Raw genomic sequence first — 20,317 nt, forward strand, 5'->3', positions numbered from 1 at the left:
ACCTAGTCATAGACTCCGGTATTGAGGCGGAAATCTCCTTCCTGTAGAATCGGCTCTACCGGAGTGATGGTAAACTCACCGATATAGCGTTCTATAATCTCTTTCTGGGCATCGGTTAACCCCGGAATTTCTAATACTTCCTCCACTGAATCATAGGGCGCTGCGTCAATGATAATTTTGGCCAAGGTGGGAAACATTCCCGGATATTGACGGAATTCTCGGATTGAGCTATTATTCAAATCCAATTTTTTCCCAAATTCAGTACCCAACTTGGCATCAGCCTTGTTTCTACGGTTAACTTCCGCCAAAACAGGTGCTTGCAGACTCCGTAATTGAACAAAACTCAAATCCGCTGCCCATGCAGGCTGAGGGACACTCCATCCTAGCAAACCTACCAACAAGCCTACTAAGGCTAATACCTGACCCAATCGTTTCATTAAAATTCTTCTCCCATTTGTTCTAAACTACATAGACAGAATCCACAAAATCTGTATTACGAATCCTGCAATATTGTTGAATATACCCCAACACCGGACCTTTAAAGGAAAATAATTCGGAATTGTCGATCATGGATCGTTTCACCCCAGACCCTCTCAATGATCAATTCCTACATCATTTTATTTTCCTCAACCCGCCCCCATTAGGCAATAGCCAATCACCGGGAATTGTTCATTGTTAATTGTCCTCGGAATTATGTTAAGTTTTGTAACAAGCCCCTCGTCACAAGTAGGGGGTAGGGGTTGCTTTCTGAGTTCGTTTCTGCTACTATATTAAAAAATGGGAATATAGACAAAATTTTATGGTTTGCAAATACTACCATTATTTAAAAGTATGTCAATATAGTATCACGATTTGGGGCGACCTGTCAACCCTTCCCATAAATAAAGTTCAGCGACGAGCATAATAATCTAAAGCATAATCCCTAAAACGTTCCAAATCCTTAGCAATAGTAGACTCAACGACACCCCCAAGAAAGAGATTATCCATAATTTTCCCTAACAGACCGGGAATGGCATAAGAGACTGAGAGGCGGACAATACTACTACCATGGCGATCGTAAAAACGGATAGCGCCTCGGTTAGGCAACCCATCGACTGATTCCCATTGAATAATCTGATGTGGAATCTCTTTAAGAATGCGAGAAAGCCAGCTAAATTCAAAGTTACCACTAGCTAATTTCCACTTAGAAAGTTCCGGGTTGTCGTCTAAGATTTTGACGGACTCGATCCACTTCATCCACCGTGGCATTTGTTCTAAATCTGACCATAAATCCCACGCGATATCAATGGGAACATTAACTTCAATTTGCACGCTATGTTCTAACCAATCAGCCATTTTAGTTACTTAATTATTAAGGTGTGAGGTAGTTGATATTTAGGCACAGTCCCCGCCCTACTTATAGCAAGCCAGACAGGGACAAGATTTTATGGCTGTACGCCCGGCTTGCTCATTTGGAGAAAGTTAGCAGCATTTTCCAGGATCACACTGGCAGCCTGTCGCCCAGAGAGGGTAGCACCTTCCATGCTATCAATATAATCCTGTTGTGTGTAACTTCCAGCCAAGAAAAAGTTAGCAATGGGAGTTTTTTGGGGGGGACGGTAGGGGTCCATTCCGGGGGCTTCCCGATAGAGGGACTGGGCTAGTTTAACTACACTATACCAAGTCATATTTAACTCTCGGGAAGATGGGAAAAGTTGGTGAACTTGCTGGAGAACATGATTGGCGATCGCCTCATTATTTTGTTTAATAAAAGGGTCGCCAGGAGTCAAAACTAACTGTAGCAGAGAACCCTGTCCGGGACGGTAATAGTCCCCCGGACTGGTTAAAGCCAAATCAGCAAAACAGGAGAAATCGGCATCAGCAGTATACAGCAAGTTATCTATACCTGCGGCTTTTTCTAACTGTTGGCGTGCGAGTGAGTCTTGAAGTTCTGTTACCCAACCATCAAAGCGCAATTGCACTGTGGCTACGGGAACAGTATCTAACTTGTAAATATTGTCAAATTCCGGCCATTTTCGCCAAGCCTCTGGGAGCATTTTTTGAGCCCCAGGAACATCACAGGCGCAAACATAAGCATCTGCAATAATGGTTTCTTCGGTTTCCCCTTGGGCTACCACCAAGCCAGTGACATGGGTTTGGCCGTCAATTTCGGTAAACTGAATTTCTCTAACCCGTCGTCGCAGATGAATTTTAGCGCCCCGTTGTTGGAGATAGTTAACAATAGGTTTATGGAGATATTCCGCTGGAGACCCTTCCAACATTCGCAAGACGGAGGCTTCTGTTTTGGCGGCGAAAAACTGAAAAATCGTCAGCATACAGCGCGCGGAGATATTTTCAGTATCGATAAAACCTAAAGCATAGGCGATGGGGTTCCACATTCGTTTGAGGCTACCTTCAGACCCTCCCTGGCGGCGAAACCAGTCCGCAAAACTGACTTGATCTAGGTCTCGAATGTTTCTCATGGCTCCCTCAAAGTCTACCAAACCCCGGACAATGGGGCTAGTTCCCAGGGCGATCGCATTTTGCAATTTATCCTGAACGGAAAGCTGAGAAGTTGTGAAAAAGGCCTTGAGTCCGTTGAAGGGTGCGCCAGTGATGAACCGGAAATCTAAACTTCCGATCACGCCATCGCGGTTGACAAAGCAGTGAATATGGTCTTTTAATCGCAGATTCTCAAAGGCTCCCACCTTTTTCATTAAATCAAATAGTTGGTAGTAGCAGCCAAAAAAGACGTGCAGACCCATTTCGACATGATTACCTTCTGGGTCTACCCAGCTACCTACTTTACCACCCACAAAGGGGCGAGACTCAAATAGTTCTACTTCATGTCCGGCATCAACCAGATCAACAGCCGTGGCCATGCCAGCTAATCCAGCTCCAGCGATCGCAACCCGCATCCTACATTATCCTTAACAGTTCCTTTACGAATTTTAACAATAAAGTGATCCTACTGATCGATTTTTCGTTCAATTTTCCAGTTATGGGACTTGCAGATTGATTCTAGCATCTCCACAAAGCTGTCAATCCTAGCTTTACCCGCACCATAACCTAGATTTAAAAACCCGACATCTCCACCAGCAGTGATGACATCGATTTCACAATAGTCAAATTCGGCATAGTTTAAAATTATCGTGGTTGACAAATTGGCAGAAATTCGCGCCGACAAAGACTCCTCGACTAAGATATTGACATTACCAATAGTGCGGACAATGACATCGGGGAAGTAGTCGCAGAGTTCATGGACTAGCTGATCTAAATAAGAACCCCGTAGGATAACCGTTTGAATATTCATAGGTGATTGGCTTGTAAATCTTATTACTGATAGGAGTTGAGGGCGGATAATTGCCCGGCTGTCCTCAAAGTCTCAGCTTTGTGGACCTAACCCTATCTCTGTTATTATCCTGCCATCTGGGAGAAAATGATTCAGTTTTCCAAAAAACTTAATAAGTGACCACAGAACCCCAGCCTTAACCATTTACGCCGTGATGGTGAACCAATTGTATAACTGAAAAGTTTTATGTGATTGACAATACACTGAATGGCTATGGTTGTGGTATAATGCGATCGCATTTTTAGTCAATTGTCACAACTCGCCACTGGGTTCAGATGATCACTTTTGAGAAGTTTTATCACTATGGTACTCAGTCTATGAGTTGAGACTATTCTGATTATCCACTGTCTGGGGGCGATCTAAGTTTATCGCCATCAAATAAATTGCCGAAATATATCAAATAAGTTATAGTGGTTGTTGCTATACTATGATCTACGGTAAGATTGATTGAGAACATGGCAGGGCTAATTTAGCAACTTCTCCCCTAGCAGATACATGGTCGCTGTCTGAACCCACATCTAATCAACATCAAGGTGCTTATGAAAACAATTTTATTTTTGTCTACAGGAAATGACTACCTCAGTCGATTTTCTGAATATTTGTTTAATTATTTGGCGGAAACCAGGGGCTTGAGTTGGCGTGCTTATTCTGGTTTATTACCAGTAGATAAAAGCCATTATTCTAGTAATTATTCAATGGGGGCGATCGCCTTAGAGGTGATTAACGAATTGGAGAAACGGGGTATTTCCTTAGATTATTCTGTGCGGACTATCAGACCCGTATCTCAAATAAACTTTAAAAATGCTAATAAAACGATTGCTATTGATGAATCAATCTATCGTCCATTAATGGTTAAACGATATCCTTCCTGGGTGAATACGGTCGAGTATTGGAATTTATCCGATCTCAAACCAGCCAGCCGAGAGTGGTCTTTACAACAGCTAGAAAAGCGGATTAACCAACTCATTAACCAGTTAGCACCCAGTCAGGGAAATTTAGCCTCTGTGTGGGCGGGATATGATGACTAATGGCTTGGCTTATAATTCTCGGCGGGAAAAAATAGCGATCGCCAAGGCTAATAGTAGGACAGTGTAGATTATACCATATCCAGCATTAGCCACGAGAATAGGAACATCAGGGATATCGGCATAAACGGCATCATTTTTGAGATTAAGACGGGCTAAATCCGGTAAAATGACATACATAGCCGTAGTGACATTTTCAATGGTGTTACTATCGCTAATTTGACCTAATTCGAGTAAGTCTCGACTCAAACTCCCCATTACATAAACCGCAAAAGTTAGGAGTGTAGCCAAGAGAGAACTCGTCAACACCCCTAACAAAATCCCGGCGGCCCCAATTAGCCCAAACTTAATCCAAATAAACAGATTAGAAATGGCGATACTTTTTCCTGGGTAGGGAATTTGGTTAAGACTTAAAACCCCCATATATATGACTGTCATTACCACCAATAAAACTGCTAAGACCGCCCACAAACCCAAATGTTTACCAATAATCAATTCTGGGCGACTAACTGGCTTGGAAATCAGTAAGTAAACGGTGCGTTTTTCAATTTCTTGGTTAATTAAGTTGGTACTGACAAAAACTGCGACAATTAAGCTAAGAATGCTGATAGCAGCTAAACCGAGATCTAAGACAATTTTATCTTCTAAACTAGCAGCGACCTGCGGCATTAGTTCAACTGCTGCTACCATCAACAGCGCAAAGATACCCAAAATATAGAGAACCCTAGCGCGCATGACTTCCCAAAACACATTTTTGGCGATCGCCATTATCCTTCCCAACATGATGTTTGACCCTCCTATAACCACGATGGTTATCACTTGACTAGGATTCTTTCATATTAGCGTAATCTGATGTTGACTACTCCAAAAAGGCGATCGCCTCCTCAGTATATATAGGACATTCACCGGGACTGATACAATCAACAAATAACTCCATTTTTGACATAAAGACTGACCCAAAAATGGTAGCAAAAGAAACATCGGCGGCATCTCTTCCCGTCCCAATGCGGATCAACCCAGTCCGGGGAACTAAACGAGTCGCATCAAACAAATACCAGCGATCGCCTAAATAAGCCTCAAAATAGGCATGAAAATCGGGGGGTTGCAAATCATAAGCATAGCCAGTCACAAACCGCGCGGGAATATTCAAAGACCGACACAAAGCAATACCTAAATGGGCAAAATCTCGACAAACTCCCGCCCTTTCCGTAACCGTATCAAAAGCGGAGGTATGGGCGTTGGTACTCCCGGATAAATAAGTGACATTTTCATAAATCCAATTACAGATAGCTGTCACTCGCGAATAGTCAGGAACTAAATCACCAAACTCGGTCTGGGCGAACCGCATCAAGCGATCGGACTCACAATAGCGACTAGGATATAAATAAGGTAACACATCCAAAGGCAGTTTCGCTGGGGTAACTTCATGAATATCGTGAGGGTGTTCTTCAAAGGGTTTAAATTCAACTGTTGCTTGATAAGATATTTCCAAATTTCCGGGAGGTGAATTAACCCTAATGTATCGGTTTTCTAGTTCTGGAGGAATGTATTCATCCATAGGAACATCAGGTGCAATGTGTAGGTCTTCTTGGAGGATATTTTGAAATCGGTTATTGCAAACTGCAATATTGAAAATTAAGGTACTATCGCTATAAATCTCATAATTTAGCTGACAGCCTAAATTGAATTTCATAGATAATTAATCCCCCTGATTGGTAACTTGTTGTAACGTTAGTTGATAGCGATAAAGGGCGACGGGATTTCCGGCGGCTTTAAAGTAATTAGGATCTTGTGGGGATAGGTAAATCGCTGTCATCTGATTACCTACTATCCCTTGTTTCTCCTGTCGATAAGCTGTGGTTGTTTCTACCTCATTCAGATATAGGGTTGATTCTCCCTCAAATATCTGCTGGGCGATTTCTGAGGCGATAAATTCTCCTGGTGATGGTGTTTCTGTTCCGCGACTGGTTACCACAGATATCAAGCTACGATCGCCAGGAAATTTAGTAATTTGGCGGTTGGGATTATTGGGGTCAACCTGTACGGATATCACCCCCCGATCGCCTAATATAGCCTTAGCAATATTTAACCCATTACCAGAGCGATCGGCTACTATCTCAGGATAGAGTTTTTCCTCTAACTTCAACCGGGGAACCGGAGATAACACCGAGGATATAGGCGCAGATTTCATCTCCCTAAACTGGACTTGAAAACTTATGGGTTGATCGAGATAGCCAAGATTTCCCTCAAAACCAGGAGTTACCAGATCCGGTGCTAGGGGGGCGCGCGCCTCCACTAGGGTACTGGTGACATCCCATTTTCCCGCCATCCATTCTGGGTAGACTAAATCTCCCCTCGCTTCACTCAAGACGGGTTTTCCTTTCCAGTCGGGAAATTCACGATCGCTTAATGAACCCGCCCACGCCGCAGATGGCGATAACCAGAACAGCAGCCCACCTAAAAACAATAATAAAGCCAAAGCGGCGCGATCGCACCTCATCCTATAAAGCAAATTCATATTACCAGGAACACGACAAGCACAGCCTTGCTTAAATACAAGACCCATTGTTGATTGGAGTTAGAAAAATTAATGTATCTAATGCACGGGGAAAAAACCATTTTCCGCCACCATTCCTATTATAACACACTTCGAGATTTTTGACGATGGTTAAAATTAAATCTTGGTGAACTTAGGTCAGCTTTTGGGCTAGTAGCAAGGAGGTTGATCAAGTCTGTGGTGCGATCGCCTGTTAGCAATAGTTGACCATCATTAGCAGTCCAGCGGCTAACAATAGTTAACTAAACAGTGCTACGATCGCACTTAGGATAGATGATCGGAACGAGTAAGTTATGACCGCAAATAAAATTGGTATTGCCGTAGTCGGGACGGGATTTGGTCAAAAAGTCCACATCCCAGCCCTCAAGGAACACCCCCGCACGGAGATTATAGCAGTTTACCATCGAGATCTAGACAAAGCCAAGGCGATCGCCTCTGAACATAACATTCCCCACGCCAGCGATCGGGTGAGTCAAATGGTCACTATACCAGAAGTCAGCGCTGTTACGGTTGCTACCCCCCCATTTCTCCACTTTCAGATGGCCAAAGAAGTTCTCCACGCTGGAAAACATCTGTTATTAGAAAAACCCACCACTCTTAATGTTGAAGAGGCCAAATATCTGTATCAACTGGCTAACGACAAAAACTGTGTCACCACCATGGATTTTGAATTTCGCTTTGTCCCGCAATGGCTGCAATTAGAAAAACTACTACGCCAGGGATATGTCGGACAACCGAGGCTAGTCAAGATTGATTGGTTAGTGTCCAGTCGCGCGGATGCTAATCGACCCTGGAACTGGTATGCTGAGAAACAAAAGGGCGGCGGTGCTTTAGGCGCGATCGGTTCCCACAGCTTCGACTATATACACTGGCTATTTGGTCCGATAAGCCGCCTGTGCGGACAGTTAAGCACAACTATAGCCCAACGTCCTGATCCGGCTGAGTCCGGCAAACTGAAGCCTGTAGATGCCGATGATACCTGTAATTTAATCTTGGAGTTAGCCGACGGAACCCCCTGTCAGGTATGTTTGAGTTCTTGCACCTTCCAGGGACGGGGACACTGGGTAGAAGTCTATGGTAGTGATGGAACATTAATTCTCGGTAGCAATAATCAAAAAGACTATATCCACGGTTTCAAATTGTGGGGAAGTAAAGCTGGGGAAGATTTGGCAGAAATTGCCATTCCCGATAATTTGCATTTTCCCAAAACTCATGATGATGGTCGCATCTCTGCCTTTTTGCGGGTTGTCGATCGCTGGATGGAAGCCATATCACGCCATGAGTCCCTGGCACCTTCTTTGCGGGAGGGGGTCTATTCTCAATTACTAATGGATATCACCCATGAATCTAATGTTACAGGGACTTGGGTTGATGTTCCTGATCTGAACAATTTATTGTAGATTTTGGTGGGGCTTGCTATCCCCACATCCTAGATATCATGGGTAATAGGGGTGAGTACGGGAGAAGGGTATAACAGTATGGTTATGTTCACGCTTCGGTAATTGATGGTGTTAAGTCCAGTTACAAATTTATAAGAACGGCCTGTTTTTTTGTTAAGATTAAATTAAAGGTAATTGCGGTGTGGCATTAAGACTTTGGACAAGCCATTTAAAGCCAGTTGCGAGTTAAAAAATAAATGCGGATGTTTGGTATTACCCCTCTCAATTAAGGTCTGTTATAGTCAGACCCCTTGTTATAGACTGTTCCGTGCTTTGTTCCAGTCTCTTCCCTGAAGTGGGAATAATTATATGACAGTAAAATTTAAGGTAAAACTATGTCCAGATTAAACGGCCGAGTTTTCGACCTGGGAAGTGGGGTATTGCGTCAGATCGGCATTAGCCCTGACATCTCCTTTGACGATATAACTCGCCTAACTATTCACATTACCAATGCACCGATCGCTTTCATCAGCTTTATCGACCAAACTCATCAGTGGCTGAAGGCTCAAATAGGCTTGTCTGATGATCTGAGTGTTTATTTGGATTTTTGCGGATATGCGATCGCCTATCATCGTGGGGGGAGTCTCAGCACCGAACCCGACAGTCCTACCTCCCAACCCATTATTATTCAAGATATCAGCACTCACCCCAAGCTGGCTAATCACGCGATCGCTAATAATGAGCAACCGATAAAATCCTATCTGGGTGTTCCAATTACTACCCTAGACGGCTATCAATTGGGGATGCTATCAGTAATGAATTATGATTGCTGGCAACCTCTACCTGAGCAGATTCTAGCACTAGAATCCCTCAGTCGTCAAGTAGCTAACCAAGTTAATTTACACCGACAATTAATCGACCTACACGGGAAACTAAGTCATCTGGAAACTATTATCCAAGAAAGGAGAAAGGTATGGGATATTGTCCGACAAGAACGGGATTTTGTCAATGCGGTTTTAGATACTATTAGCGCCCTAGTAGTGGTGATTGATCCGGAGGGTCAGATTGTCCGTTTTAATAAAAGTTGTGAACAATTAACGGGATATAAAGCGGGAGATGTTGAGGGCTTATTGATTCAGGATTTAGGATTATCAATTTTTGATCAAGACTGGGAGTCGTTGGATTGGGGTTTAGCAGCCATTGAGTTTGACGATCCGCCCCCATCATCTCATCATGTCCAATCCAATAGTATAAGGATGGGTCATTTTCCGAGACAGTGTGAGAACCTCTGGAAAGGAGCTAATGGAGATGCTCATTTAGTAGCTTGGTCAAATAGTGCCATTATGAATCCAGATGGCTCTCTCAGATATATATTAGGCTGTGGAATTGATATTACTAACCGCAAACAGTCCGAAGAAATGTTGCATTTATTGCAACGAGCGATCGAAGCTAGTCCTAATGGTATTGTGATTTCGGAAAGTACCAAAAATGATCTGCCAATTATTTACTGTAATGCAGCTTTTGAAAAGCTAACTGGGTATACTAAAGAAGAGGTGATTGGTCAAAACTGTCGGTTTCTACAAGGACCAGAAACCCATGAAGATGCGATCGCTATGATTAGAAAATCCCTCAAACGCAATCAAGGATGTAAAGTGACGTTAAAAAATTATCGAAAAGATGGTAGCTCCTTCTGGAATGAATTAGCTATTTCTCCGGTGCGAGACCACCGAGGACAACTCACGCATTTTATTGGTATTCAAACTGATATTACCGAACGGAAGCAGTCAGAAGATGCTTTGCGAGAAAGTGAAGCCCGCTACCGTCTGTTAGCAGATCATGCTACGGACTTAATCTCCCGACATGATGCTGAGGGTATTTATCTTTATGCGTCTCCAGCCTGTCGTGATTTACTAGGTTATAAACCCGAAGAATTAATAGGAATGTCAGCTTATGATTTTTTCCACCGTGATGATATAGAGCGCATCCAGAAATCTCACCAGACCTTATTGAGTAACTCGGATGTAGATACGGTAAGTTATCGAGTTAGGCGTTATGATGGTAGTTTTATATGGTTTGAAACCACTTCTCACGCTATCCGGAATCTTGACAATAATAGTATCCAAGAAATCGTATCTATATCTCGTGATATTACCGAACGCAAACAAGCAGAAGAAATCCTGCGGGAGCGGTCGCACCTTTCTTTATTAGAGGCGGAAGTTGGGAAAGCCCTAGGACAGGGTGGCACAATTTCAACTATTCTGAATCGTTGCGCGAAAGCAATGGATCAATATTTAGAAGTCGCCGGGGTATCGATATGGACCCTAAACAGTCAAACTAATCAACTTGAACGACAAGCTGGGGCGGGAATTGTGACCCTGAAAGCACCGAGACCTCAGCTATTGAACCATGAACTATCGCAAGTGTCTCAACAGATCACGCAGGCTTCCCACCAAACCTTAGAAGTTCCACTGGTGGTAGAAGGGCGGTTAATGGGGATGATGGCTATTTGTAGCTCTAATCCATTATCTCCGCAAGTTCAGGATGTGCTAGGTTGGATTGCTAATGCGATCGCTGTAGGAATTGACCGGGTAAAAGCCCGCGAAGAATTGCAAAGCCGTAGGGAAGCCTTACTATTTCGCTTGGCTAGTCAAATCCGCAATTCCCTAGATATTGACACAATTTTGGGAACAGCAGTTCAGGAGATCCGCAGTGTTCTACAAATCGACCAATGCCATTTTTTGTGGTACTTACCCACTCAACCGAACAGACATAATTTTGCCATTACTCACGAATCGCGATCGCCTTCTTTATCAACAGTTTTAGAAGATTACCCCTCCGATAAAATTGGCTGGTTGGCTAATAAAATCTGTAACCGGGAAACAGTACAGGTTAATAATCTACAAGATACAACAGTTTTAGATGCAACTACCAGGGGATTACTGGAAGATGCGGGAATTGCTTCGGAAATTTTACTACCCCTGGAGACGCGATCGGGACAGCGGGGGGCTGTGGTCTGTAATCAATATAATAGTCCTCGCGATTGGATAGATAGTGATGTGGAACTATTGCGAGCCGTAGTAGATCAATTAGCGATCGCCATTGACCAAGCCGAACTTTACGCCCAAACTAGAGCCGCCGCCTTAGCCGCCCAAACTCAAGCCTTCCACCTAAGCGAGGCTCTCCAGGACTTGCAACAAAAAGAGTCACAATTGATTCAAAGTGAAAAAATGTCTAGTTTAGGACAAATGGTGGCGGGGGTAGCCCACGAAATTAATAACCCGGTTAATTTTATCTATGGGAACCTCACCTATGCCCGCGATTATACTAAGGATCTGCTGGAATTGGTGGAACTGTATCAAGAACAATATCCAGAACCCCTGGAAGTGATCCAAGAACGCATAGAAGATATTGACCTAGACTTTTTGGTGGAGGATTTACCGAAAATCCTGTCTTCCATGGAAATGGGAGCCGATCGCATTCGTCAAATTGTCGTCTCTCTACGGAACTTCTCCCGTTTAGACGAGGCGGAAATGAAACCCGTGGATATTCACGAGGGTATTGATAGCACCTTATTGATTCTGCAAAACCGCCTGAAAGCAAAAGGTAGTAGTTCTGGTATTGAAATAGTTAAAAAATATGGTCAACTTCCTAGGGTGGAATGTTATGCGGGACAGCTTAACCAGGTGTTTATGAATATTCTCAGTAATGCGATCGATGCTTTAGATAATCAACCAGACCCCCGTATGATCACCATTACCACCCAAGTCGTATCAATTAGCTCTGGGTCTAACTTATTTCCACTTCCCGCTTCTGATGTCATCAAAACCACCTCTGAAGGGATGATCAAACCTCCCGTATCCAAAAGTCAACAGGTGTTGATTCAGATTCATGATAATGGCTCAGGTATTCCCGATGATTTAAAAAATCGACTGTTTGATCCATTTTTTACCACTAAACCCGTTGGGAAGGGGACCGGACTGGGACTATCAATTAGTTACCGGATTATTGTTGAAAAGCACGGAGGAAGCCTCAAATGTATCTCACAGCCGGGAGAGGGCTGCACTTTTGCCATTCAGATTCCTATTGAACCACCCCCGGAACTCAAGCACGCTCATTAGATCTACCAGCCTCTGAGTGCTTTCTCTGTCCGGTAAATATCAGGGGCTGAAAAAAAATTTCCAAAAACACTTGACAAAACCGGGGTGAGTGTTGATATGATAATAAGGCTGAGAGATTATTGGGGCGTGGCCAAGCGGTAAGGCAGCGGGTTTTGGTCCCGCCATTCGGAGGTTCGAATCCTTCCGCCCCAGTTTACTGTAATGAGTTATCAAGCCATATCCTAGGCTGGAGTTAATCTTAGCCATTTCCGAGAGTAGGGGCAACTGATCAATTGTCCCTACCTGGCTGGTTTAACCAAGAGCGCTATGGTAAAGTTAAAATATCAACTCCCTGGTCGGTTACAGCGATCGTGTGTTCAAATTGAGCAGACAGCTTACCATCTGTGGTAATTGCTGTCCAACCATCATCGAGTACCTCTGCTTCCCAGGTTCCCTCATTAATCATCGGTTCAATCGTAAAAACCATTCCTGAGCGCAGTTTTTTACCTTTTCCACGGGTTCCATAATGGGGAATTTGCGGTGCTGTATGAAAGACCGTATTAACCCCGTGACCGACAAAATCCCGCACTACAGAAAACCCATAACTTTCCGCGTACTCTTGAATAGCAGCCCCAATATCCCCTATGCGACTACCCGGTTTCACCGTCGCAATAGCCCGCCGCAAACATTCCTCCGTGACTTCAACCAATTTTTGAGCCGTGGGGGAAGGATTACCTACAAAAAAGGTTTTTGAGGTGTCGCCGTGGTAGCCATCAACTATAGGGGTGACATCAATATTGATGATATCTCCATCTTGAAGAATCTGCTTGGCGCTGGGGATACCGTGACAGATAACTTCGTTAACACTGGTACAAATAGACTTGGGGAACCCATTATAACCGAGGGGAGCGCTACGGGCACCATGAGCCTGAGTCCAGCGTTCGGCTTCATCGTTGAGTTCTAGGGTACTGACTCCTGGTTTAACCATCGGTTCTAGGTGGTTCAGTAGTTGCGCGGCTAACTTTCCGGCTTGGCGCATCTTTTCAATTTCTCGGCTCGATAGCAGTACGATTGTTTCGGTTCCCATTTGTATAATTAGCTAGTTGATACCCTAATTAGTAGGCTTTTTCTCTACCTAACCTATCACAGTTGATGGTTCTACGGGGTGCGCTAAGGTACTATCTGCTTAAAATGGTATTAAGATAGATCAACAGTGGCATCATACTTAGCTATGGAGGCAACATGACTGATCGACGGAACCAGATAGATCAAGAAAGCAGAACTTGGGGTATGATCGCACACCTGAGCTCTTTTGTGGGTTATGTCATACCTGTTGCTAATATCGTTGGACCTTTGGTGATTTGGCTGCTGAAAAAGGATGAGATGCCATTTGTTGAATATCAAGCTAAAGAAGCGTTGAATTTTCAAATCAGCATTTTGATATATCTGTTTGTATCCATCGTGTTGATTGTGTTTTTAGTTGGAATTCCTCTGCTATTTGCGGTGTTGTTGTTTGATTTGATTTTTACTATTGTGGCAGCCAGCAAAGCTAATGAGGGTATCAGATATCGCTATCCTTTGACTTTAAGATTGATTAAATGATTCACTAATGGCTTAATTTTTTATGCGGATATGGCAAGCTGATTTTTATCGCCGTCCTCTTCGGAATGACAGCGGACAGCCTTTGTGGGAACTGTTACTTTGTGATGAATTGGGCGATCGCTTATTGGTGGCGACTTGTCCTCAGTCGGAAGCTAACTCTACTTGGCTGCTGAAACAGTTAGAAGAAATTTGGGACACTGATCAACCTGATCTGATTCAGGTGTTTCGACCTGCTTGCTTGAATCTCTTTGAGGTGGTGGGTAAACAGTTGGGGGTGACTGTCCAGGGGACTCGTCGGACGCTGGGTTTAAAAAAATTGCTGGCAGAGATGATGTTAATTTATCCCCAAATGCCAGGTTATACTGGCGAGGATTATGATCCTTTGGCTATTGATAAATTACCCCCTTTACCTCTACCGGAAAATCTCTGGGGGACGCGCTGGCGGTTTGCGACTCTTCCAGCGGGAGACCTTCAGGAAGTCTTTGGCGATCGCCCTATTCCTATTTTGGATATGCCATCATTTTTACTACCCCTGAATTTGGGTCTGGCTTCTACCGTTGCTATTTCCGGGGTGGTTATTGATGGGGGTCGCCAGTCTATGCGCTTGGCTAGATGGTTACAGTCGGTTAAACCTGTCGGCTTGAATTACATTCCCGGACAACCTGATGGCTTGATTTTAGAGGCGGGGTTGAGCGATCGCTGGGTAGTTGCTACTTTTGATGATGATGATGTCGCTCAGGCGGCGCGGATGTTTGAGACTCGTAAACGCTTGGCTAAGGGATTACATTTTCTCTTGATTCAACCTGATGATTCTGGGGTAACTTATACGGGTTTTTGGTTGTTAGCAGGGGAATGAAAAATTCCCCCTCAAAAGTTGTTGCTCATCCCCTGAATATGGGCGCGATCGCTGTGTTGAATAAAAAATCAAGCGTATAGCCATGTAACCCCCACAAGAATATGGTAACTGATGGGGAGGGGAATTGTCAAGGGTTGGGGGAAATGAGGCGCGATCGCTGTGTTGAATAAAAAATCAAGCGTATAGCCATGTAACCCCCACAAGAATATGGTAACTGATGAGGAGGGTAGTTGTCAAGGGTTGGGGGAAATGAGGCGCGATCGCTGTGTTGAATAAAAAATCAAGCGTATAGCCATGTAACCCCCACAAGAATATGGTAACTGATGGGGAGGGGAATTGTCAACGGTTGGGGGAAATGAGGCGCGGCCGAGATTGTTGAATAAAAAATCAATTTTTCAGCGTGGGAGCATGATTTAATCACAAATTCGGTTAATATTTTAGGGCAATACAGTATAATAAGCGAGAAGGGTTGAGGATAAACCTATTGCCAGATATGTCAAACCCAAGGAAGCCGCCCAAATCCTTGGAGTCCATGAAAGAACACTCCGCAGATGGGACGACAATGGCTCAATCGAGACCATCAGAACCCCCGCTGGGCAACGACGATACAACGTTGAGTGATATACTGCCAAATCAGGCAGTGACAAACGCAAAGTCGTTATCTATGCCAGAGTTAGTAGCCGCGCCCAGCAGTCCGACCTCAACCGACAGGTGGCCGCACTGTCCAACCTCTACCCCGAAGCAGAAGTCGTCTCAGAAATCCGAGGCGGGCTCAACTTCAAGGGAAAGAAAATGCTGGCCTTACTGGGACATCATTTGTCAGGAGATGTCGGCATGGTTGTCGTTGCCCACCAAGACCGATTGGCAATATGGGGATTTGACTTGTTTCGATGGCTCTATGAGCAAAACAGGTGCTCACTCATGGTTCTCAACCAGACAAGTCTCAGTCCAGAACCAGAAATGGTTGAGGACATCCTCGCCATCCTCCACTGCTTCAGTTCCCGATTATACGGACGGAGTAAATACAAAACTCAGGTCAAAGAAGATCCGGATTTACCCCAGCCCGGAGCTAAATCAAGTCTGGCGCAAATGGTTAGCCGCTTGTCGGTATTGCTACAACCAAGCAATTGCATTATCCCGGAGTGGTAAACGACTAAGCAAGTTAAAGTTACGCAATAAAGTGATGCAGAGCGACTTGCCTGCATGGGTCAAAGAAACACCCTGCCACATTCGGCAAAATGCCATCTTTGATGCCTATCAGGCTTTGACCGCCAGTCCTGATGCCAGGTTTAGAAGTTGTCGTGACAGCTCTCAAGGGATTAAGTTCAATAATACTAATTTCTCTTCAGGGAGTTGGTATCCAAGACTAACGAAAGGATTAACTTTCATGGTTTCCGAAGCTATCCCTAAAACTTGCGGGCAAGGGACTCAGTTGGTGTTTACCAAAGGTCGATGGTTGGCGATTTTCCCTGAACCAGTTGCCGTTACCCCAACTGACGCTACTGGCGTGATTGCATTAGACCCGGGTGTGCGAACTTTTATGACCGGGTTTGATGGTTCACGATTTCTGGAATTGGGCTCCGGGGATATTGGAGGCATTACTAGGCTATGTCAACATTTGGATGATTTGATGAGCCGAATCGCCAAGGAACCCTGTCGTTCAAGAAGGCGACGGATGAGGCAAGCGGCTCAACGAATGAGAACCAAAATTCGCAATCTAGTTGATGAAGCCCACAAACAAATTGCTCACTACTTGACTCACAACTACAGCATAATTTTTCTGCCGACCTTCGAGACTTCCGATATGGTTGCCAAGGTGAAGCGTCTAATCAGGTCTAAGACTGCCCGCGCCATGCTGACATGGGCGCATTATCGATTCAAACTAACCCTGAGACATCAAGGGGAAATAACTGGAACCACAGTTGTAGATGTGACGGAAGAATACACCAGCAAAACCTGTACTCACTGTGGTCATGTGCATTCCCAGCTAGGTGGCTCAAAAGTGTTCCGATGTCCGGAGTGTGGGTTCACTCTACCGAGGGACTGGAACGGTGCTTTTGGAATCTTTCTAAAAGCTTTGCGGGATACCGCCTCTGTTACCTTAACGGGTAATAGTGCTATCGTCGCATTGTCAGGCAATAGCCGGATAAATGTCGCGTAAATGTATCAGGTATGCACCTGTTAAAGGCTAACCCAGAGCGCCTGGAAGCCACCGCCGCCCAATTAAAGCATTATCAAGTCCAACTACTAGGCGCTAACCACTGTACAGGCATTAATGCGATCGCCCATCTATGGCATCTTGGATGTAGCATTGATGTTCGCGTAGGAACCCGCCTGCAATTCGGAACCAACACCCCATAACCTCCCCATTGCGGATCGAGTTGTCCTTTTAATTGGAGATCTCGCCGAATCGGGTTGTTTTAGATGTGACAAAATTGATGATTTCTGATTTTTAACGATTCCTATGTCTTTCGCCGATGCTGCCATTCAAGTTTTAGAAGATGTTGGCTCTCCCCTGCACTATCGCAAAATTGCTGAAATCGCGATCGCACGGAATTTAATTCCAACGAACGGCAAAAGTCCCGAAGCCACCCTCAACGCCATCATCGCCGTCGAAATCAAACAGAAGGGCGATCACAGTCGCTTCGTGAAGATTAATCGCGGGGTTTTTGGGTTGAGAAAATGGGATGTAACCTCGATGGATTCCGAATCGAATTCGACGACATCAGACCCGCAAACCGAACGCCGGGTTAAAATTCCCCACTTTCCCACCTATTCGGAATTGAGATTGATTTTACCGATTTGGAATGGACGCGATCGCGCGCAAATCACGGGACTGCGATCGGCGATAATGAGTCTGTCGGGAACCCCCCAAAATCCGGTAGATTGGACCAATCCTGATCGCTGGATCTCCGAACGCCTGGAAGGGGAAAATCGAGAACTGGCGGAGGCGATTTGGACGGGAAGCGATCGCCGGGTGAACCCCCGTCACGTTTACGGACACTGGCTGCTGTCTCGAATCTATGAATTGCTGGAAGACGATTCAGGGGGGAAAGTTGTATTAACTGATGCGGGACGGGATTTTATCTGCCATTCCTTGGGAGACGTTGAAAAACAAATTGACGAACGGGAAGGCTTATTAAAATTACTAAGTGTGGTGGCTGAAAAAGGGGGAGGTCGTCGCGGAGATTTTGTACCCGATTGGTCGGACTATCTCAAGCGTTACTCCCAATTCGGCACAGACAGCACCATCAAAGATACGCTGTGGCGGCGGCTTTACAATTTAGCCGATCGCGAATTATTGATCAAAACGGGGACAACCTACAGCATTACCGACGCGGGTTTGAATTATTTGAAAGATTCGGGAGGCGATGAAGAACTCGACGGCGGGGGGAAAGTACAGGAAATTTTAACCCTGGTTAAAGAGCAGAAAGCCTCGGTCAGATCCAGCATTCAAGAAATCCTATCGACGATGGCTCCCACCGCTTTTGAGTATTTGATCAAGCAATTGTTGGAGGCAATGAATTATCAAAATGTGGAGGTGACATCACCGACGAATGATAAGGGAGTCGATGTGGTCGCGGATATCGAACTGGGGATCACTTCGGTGCGGGAAGTGGTGCAGGTGAAGCGACAACAGGGGAACATTCAAAGACCAATTTTGGATGCTTTGCGGGGGTGTTTGTATCGGTTTCAAGCGGTGCGGGGTACGATTATCACCACGGGCGATTTTTCCAAGGGGACGGTGGAGGTGGCGTTCGCCCCGGGTGCGCCGCCAATCACGTTAATCAACGGAGAAAAACTGCTGGATCTGTTAATCGAATATGGAATCGGGGTGAAAACGAAAGCGATCGAAGTATTAGAACTGGATGCCGATGCCTTCGCTCAGAATGATAGTTATACCTCCGATTTAGAATGAAATTCTAATTCCACTAGAATAGACGGCCCGTGTTCTCCTAGCAGTCCTTTCCCCCCGGCTGTATTTTCTACCAGAACTGTAATGGTAAGTTGTTGGATCATATTCCCTCTGGCAGGATATGTATTTAATAGAGGCGATCGCTCTATGTTGAATAAAAAATCAAGCGTATACCCATGTAACCCCCACAAGAATATGGTAACTGATGGGGAAGGGAATTGTCAAGGGTTGGCGGAAATGAGGCGCGGACGGAGTGTTGAATAAAAAATCAAGCGTATACCCATGTAACCCCCACAAGAATATGGTAACTGATGGGGAAGGGAATTGTCAAGGGTTGGGGGGACATGAGGCGCGGACGGGATGTTGAATAAAAAATCAAGCGTATACCCATGTAACCCCCACAAGAATATTGTAACTGATGGGGAAGGGAATTGTCAAGGGTTGGGGGGAAATGAGGCGCGGACGGGATATTGAATAAAAAATCAAGCGTATAGCCATGTAACCACCACAGGATTATGATAACTGATGGGGAGGGGAATTGTCAAGGGTTGGGGGGAATGAGGCGGGGGCGGGGGAGAGGGTGGCTAATTGACAAATTCGAGTATTTGATTGGCGGTAATTTGTGGCTGTTCGAGGTGTGGAACATGACCGCATTTGTCAATCCAGATAAGTTTACTGTTAGGGATAGCGGTTCGGAATTTATCGGCATCTTTGGTTCCCAAGATTTTGTCATTGTTGCCCCATAAAATTAAGGTGGGTTGTTGAATAGTATTTAAGCGATCGCCAAAAGCACCATAACCGCCACTTTTGGTAAACTCAATTAAACCGCGATTCCATAATGGTGATTGTAGATGCCATGCGGCGCATAACTGAGCATCACGGGAGGCGAGGCTTTTGTCAAAATAGGCGTTTTCGCTGATACTTTGGCGAACTTTAGGTTGGCGCAGAAATTCGGTAGCGAGATAGTCGAAGGGTGGAAATAAAAACTTGCCAGCGATGGGACCTTTATTAATTCCGGCACTATCAATTAGGACGAGAGATTGTACAGCGTGGGGATGATTTAGGGTAAAGTCGATGGCTGTAGCACCTCCCATAGAAGCGCCAACTAAGATAACTGGCTGATTGATGCGGGATTGCCAGAAAGCGTAGAGATGGGCTAGGATATGAGCAGGATTAACGGTTAAATAAGGCGATCGCTGCGTAAAGCCAAAGCCGAAGAGATCCACAGCCCAGGTTTCGGTGGTATTAGCTAATAGTGGTAAGAGTCGGCGAAACTCTAGGACGGAACTATCGAAACCGTGTAGGAGAAGAATGGGAGGCTGTGGGTTTCCTTGGCGGACATAGGTAGTGAGGATAGGTTGAGGGACGGCTGGGAGGGTTATGGGTTGAGCAATAATTGCTTCAGCGAGGGAGATAGAAGTCAATTCGGTGAGTGGTTCAGCCAGTGGGGGTAAATACTCAGGAAACATAAAAAGCAATGGCAATCAGTAATTATAATCTAAACCAACAGGGATGCGATCGTATTGGAAAAGATCTGGCTATGGGAGTTTCAAG

17 protein-coding genes, 1 tRNA gene and 1 pseudogene are annotated in these 20,317 nt (G+C 44.9%); 10 read left to right on the top strand and 9 right to left on the bottom strand.

The window, feature by feature from the left end; all coding sequences use genetic code 11:
• Window positions 1–2: 2 nt before the first annotated feature.
• The 4 genes from psbU to NLZ44_RS04215 all read right to left on the bottom strand — a co-directional run bounded on the left by psbU (window position 3) and on the right by NLZ44_RS04215 (window position 3,292).
• Complete coding sequence (gene psbU / locus NLZ44_RS04200) at window positions 3–437, bottom strand: photosystem II complex extrinsic protein PsbU (RefSeq protein WP_006624378.1); 435 nt, start codon at window positions 435–437, stop codon at window positions 3–5.
• A 451-nt stretch (window positions 438–888) separates the two neighbouring features.
• Window positions 889–1,335 carry an SRPBCC family protein gene (locus NLZ44_RS04205; protein WP_006624377.1) on the bottom strand — a complete coding sequence of 149 codons (447 nt, stop codon included), beginning with the start codon at window positions 1,333–1,335 and terminating at the stop codon, window positions 889–891.
• 89 nt (window positions 1,336–1,424) lie between these two features.
• Entirely contained in the window at window positions 1,425–2,897 is a 1,473-nt protein-coding gene (gene zds / locus NLZ44_RS04210) for a 9,9'-di-cis-zeta-carotene desaturase (RefSeq protein ID WP_493751947.1), read from the bottom strand.
• A 50-nt stretch (window positions 2,898–2,947) separates the two neighbouring features.
• Window positions 2,948–3,292, bottom strand: a complete 345-nt coding sequence (locus NLZ44_RS04215) for a hypothetical protein (protein ID WP_006624375.1) — start codon at window positions 3,290–3,292, stop codon at window positions 2,948–2,950.
• 578 nt (window positions 3,293–3,870) lie between these two features.
• On the opposite strand from NLZ44_RS04215, the gene NLZ44_RS04220 reads away from it, so the two are divergent.
• Window positions 3,871–4,359 (top strand): arsenate reductase/protein-tyrosine-phosphatase family protein, encoded by a 489-nt coding sequence (locus tag NLZ44_RS04220; RefSeq protein WP_493751948.1) that lies wholly within the window; start codon window positions 3,871–3,873, stop codon window positions 4,357–4,359.
• Between the two features lie 9 nt (window positions 4,360–4,368).
• Here the strand turns inward: NLZ44_RS04220 and NLZ44_RS04225 are convergent, their stop codons facing one another.
• From NLZ44_RS04225 to NLZ44_RS04235, 3 genes are all read right to left on the bottom strand, one after another.
• Window positions 4,369–5,139, bottom strand: a complete 771-nt coding sequence (locus NLZ44_RS04225) for an ABC transporter permease (protein WP_315642408.1) — start codon at window positions 5,137–5,139, stop codon at window positions 4,369–4,371.
• Window positions 5,140–5,215: 76 nt separating this feature from the next.
• A complete protein-coding gene (locus NLZ44_RS04230; RefSeq protein ID WP_006624372.1) occupies window positions 5,216–6,049 on the bottom strand; it encodes a transglutaminase-like domain-containing protein in 834 nt (277 codons plus the stop codon).
• A gap of 6 nt (window positions 6,050–6,055) precedes the next feature.
• Window positions 6,056–6,922 carry a DUF6816 family protein gene (locus NLZ44_RS04235; protein ID WP_493751949.1) on the bottom strand — a complete coding sequence of 289 codons (867 nt, stop codon included), beginning with the start codon at window positions 6,920–6,922 and terminating at the stop codon, window positions 6,056–6,058.
• Between the two features lie 284 nt (window positions 6,923–7,206).
• On the opposite strand from NLZ44_RS04235, the gene NLZ44_RS04240 reads away from it, so the two are divergent.
• From NLZ44_RS04240 to NLZ44_RS04250, 3 genes are all read left to right on the top strand, one after another.
• On the top strand, window positions 7,207–8,313 hold the full coding sequence (locus tag NLZ44_RS04240) for a Gfo/Idh/MocA family protein (protein ID WP_493751950.1): 1,107 nt from the start codon (window positions 7,207–7,209) through the stop codon (window positions 8,311–8,313).
• A 374-nt stretch (window positions 8,314–8,687) separates the two neighbouring features.
• On the top strand, window positions 8,688–12,410 hold the full coding sequence (locus NLZ44_RS04245) for a PAS domain S-box protein (protein WP_493751951.1): 3,723 nt from the start codon (window positions 8,688–8,690) through the stop codon (window positions 12,408–12,410).
• Between the two features lie 120 nt (window positions 12,411–12,530).
• Window positions 12,531–12,602 (top strand) — tRNA-Gln (locus NLZ44_RS04250).
• A 112-nt stretch (window positions 12,603–12,714) separates the two neighbouring features.
• Here the strand turns inward: NLZ44_RS04250 and map are convergent.
• The gene (gene map, locus NLZ44_RS04255) at window positions 12,715–13,476 is read right to left on the bottom strand and encodes a type I methionyl aminopeptidase (RefSeq protein ID WP_006624368.1); all 762 of its coding nucleotides are present in this window, start codon (window positions 13,474–13,476) and stop codon (window positions 12,715–12,717) included.
• 155 nt (window positions 13,477–13,631) lie between these two features.
• Between map and NLZ44_RS04260 the strand changes: the two genes are divergently transcribed.
• The 6 genes and pseudogenes from NLZ44_RS04260 (at window position 13,632) to NLZ44_RS04285 (ending at window position 18,766) form a co-directional block, all read left to right on the top strand.
• Window positions 13,632–13,991: a DUF4870 domain-containing protein gene (locus NLZ44_RS04260; protein WP_006624367.1), complete on the top strand. Its 360-nt coding sequence runs from the start codon at window positions 13,632–13,634 to the stop codon at window positions 13,989–13,991.
• Window positions 13,992–14,013: 22 nt separating this feature from the next.
• On the top strand, window positions 14,014–14,847 hold the full coding sequence (locus NLZ44_RS04265) for a Tab2/Atab2 family RNA-binding protein (protein WP_046321387.1): 834 nt from the start codon (window positions 14,014–14,016) through the stop codon (window positions 14,845–14,847).
• 483 nt (window positions 14,848–15,330) lie between these two features.
• A pseudogene (locus NLZ44_RS04270) lies at window positions 15,331–15,903 on the top strand (IS607 family transposase); the annotation flags it as partial.
• On the top strand, window positions 15,812–17,008 hold the full coding sequence (locus NLZ44_RS04275; protein WP_493751952.1) for an RNA-guided endonuclease InsQ/TnpB family protein: 1,197 nt from the start codon (window positions 15,812–15,814) through the stop codon (window positions 17,006–17,008). The pseudogene NLZ44_RS04270 and the gene NLZ44_RS04275, both read left to right, overlap by 92 nt.
• 11 nt (window positions 17,009–17,019) lie before the next feature.
• Window positions 17,020–17,208, top strand: a complete 189-nt coding sequence (locus NLZ44_RS04280; RefSeq protein ID WP_008052455.1) for a hypothetical protein — start codon at window positions 17,020–17,022, stop codon at window positions 17,206–17,208.
• 103 nt (window positions 17,209–17,311) lie between these two features.
• Window positions 17,312–18,766, top strand: coding sequence for a restriction endonuclease (locus NLZ44_RS04285; protein ID WP_008052458.1), 1,455 nt, complete (start codon window positions 17,312–17,314; stop codon window positions 18,764–18,766).
• A gap of 581 nt (window positions 18,767–19,347) precedes the next feature.
• On the opposite strand, the gene NLZ44_RS04290 is transcribed toward NLZ44_RS04285, so the two are convergent.
• On the bottom strand, window positions 19,348–20,232 hold the full coding sequence (locus tag NLZ44_RS04290) for an alpha/beta fold hydrolase (RefSeq protein ID WP_493751953.1): 885 nt from the start codon (window positions 20,230–20,232) through the stop codon (window positions 19,348–19,350).
• Between the last annotated feature and the right edge of the window lie 85 nt (window positions 20,233–20,317).

It is taken from the genome of Arthrospira sp. PCC 9901 (assembly GCF_059013425.1).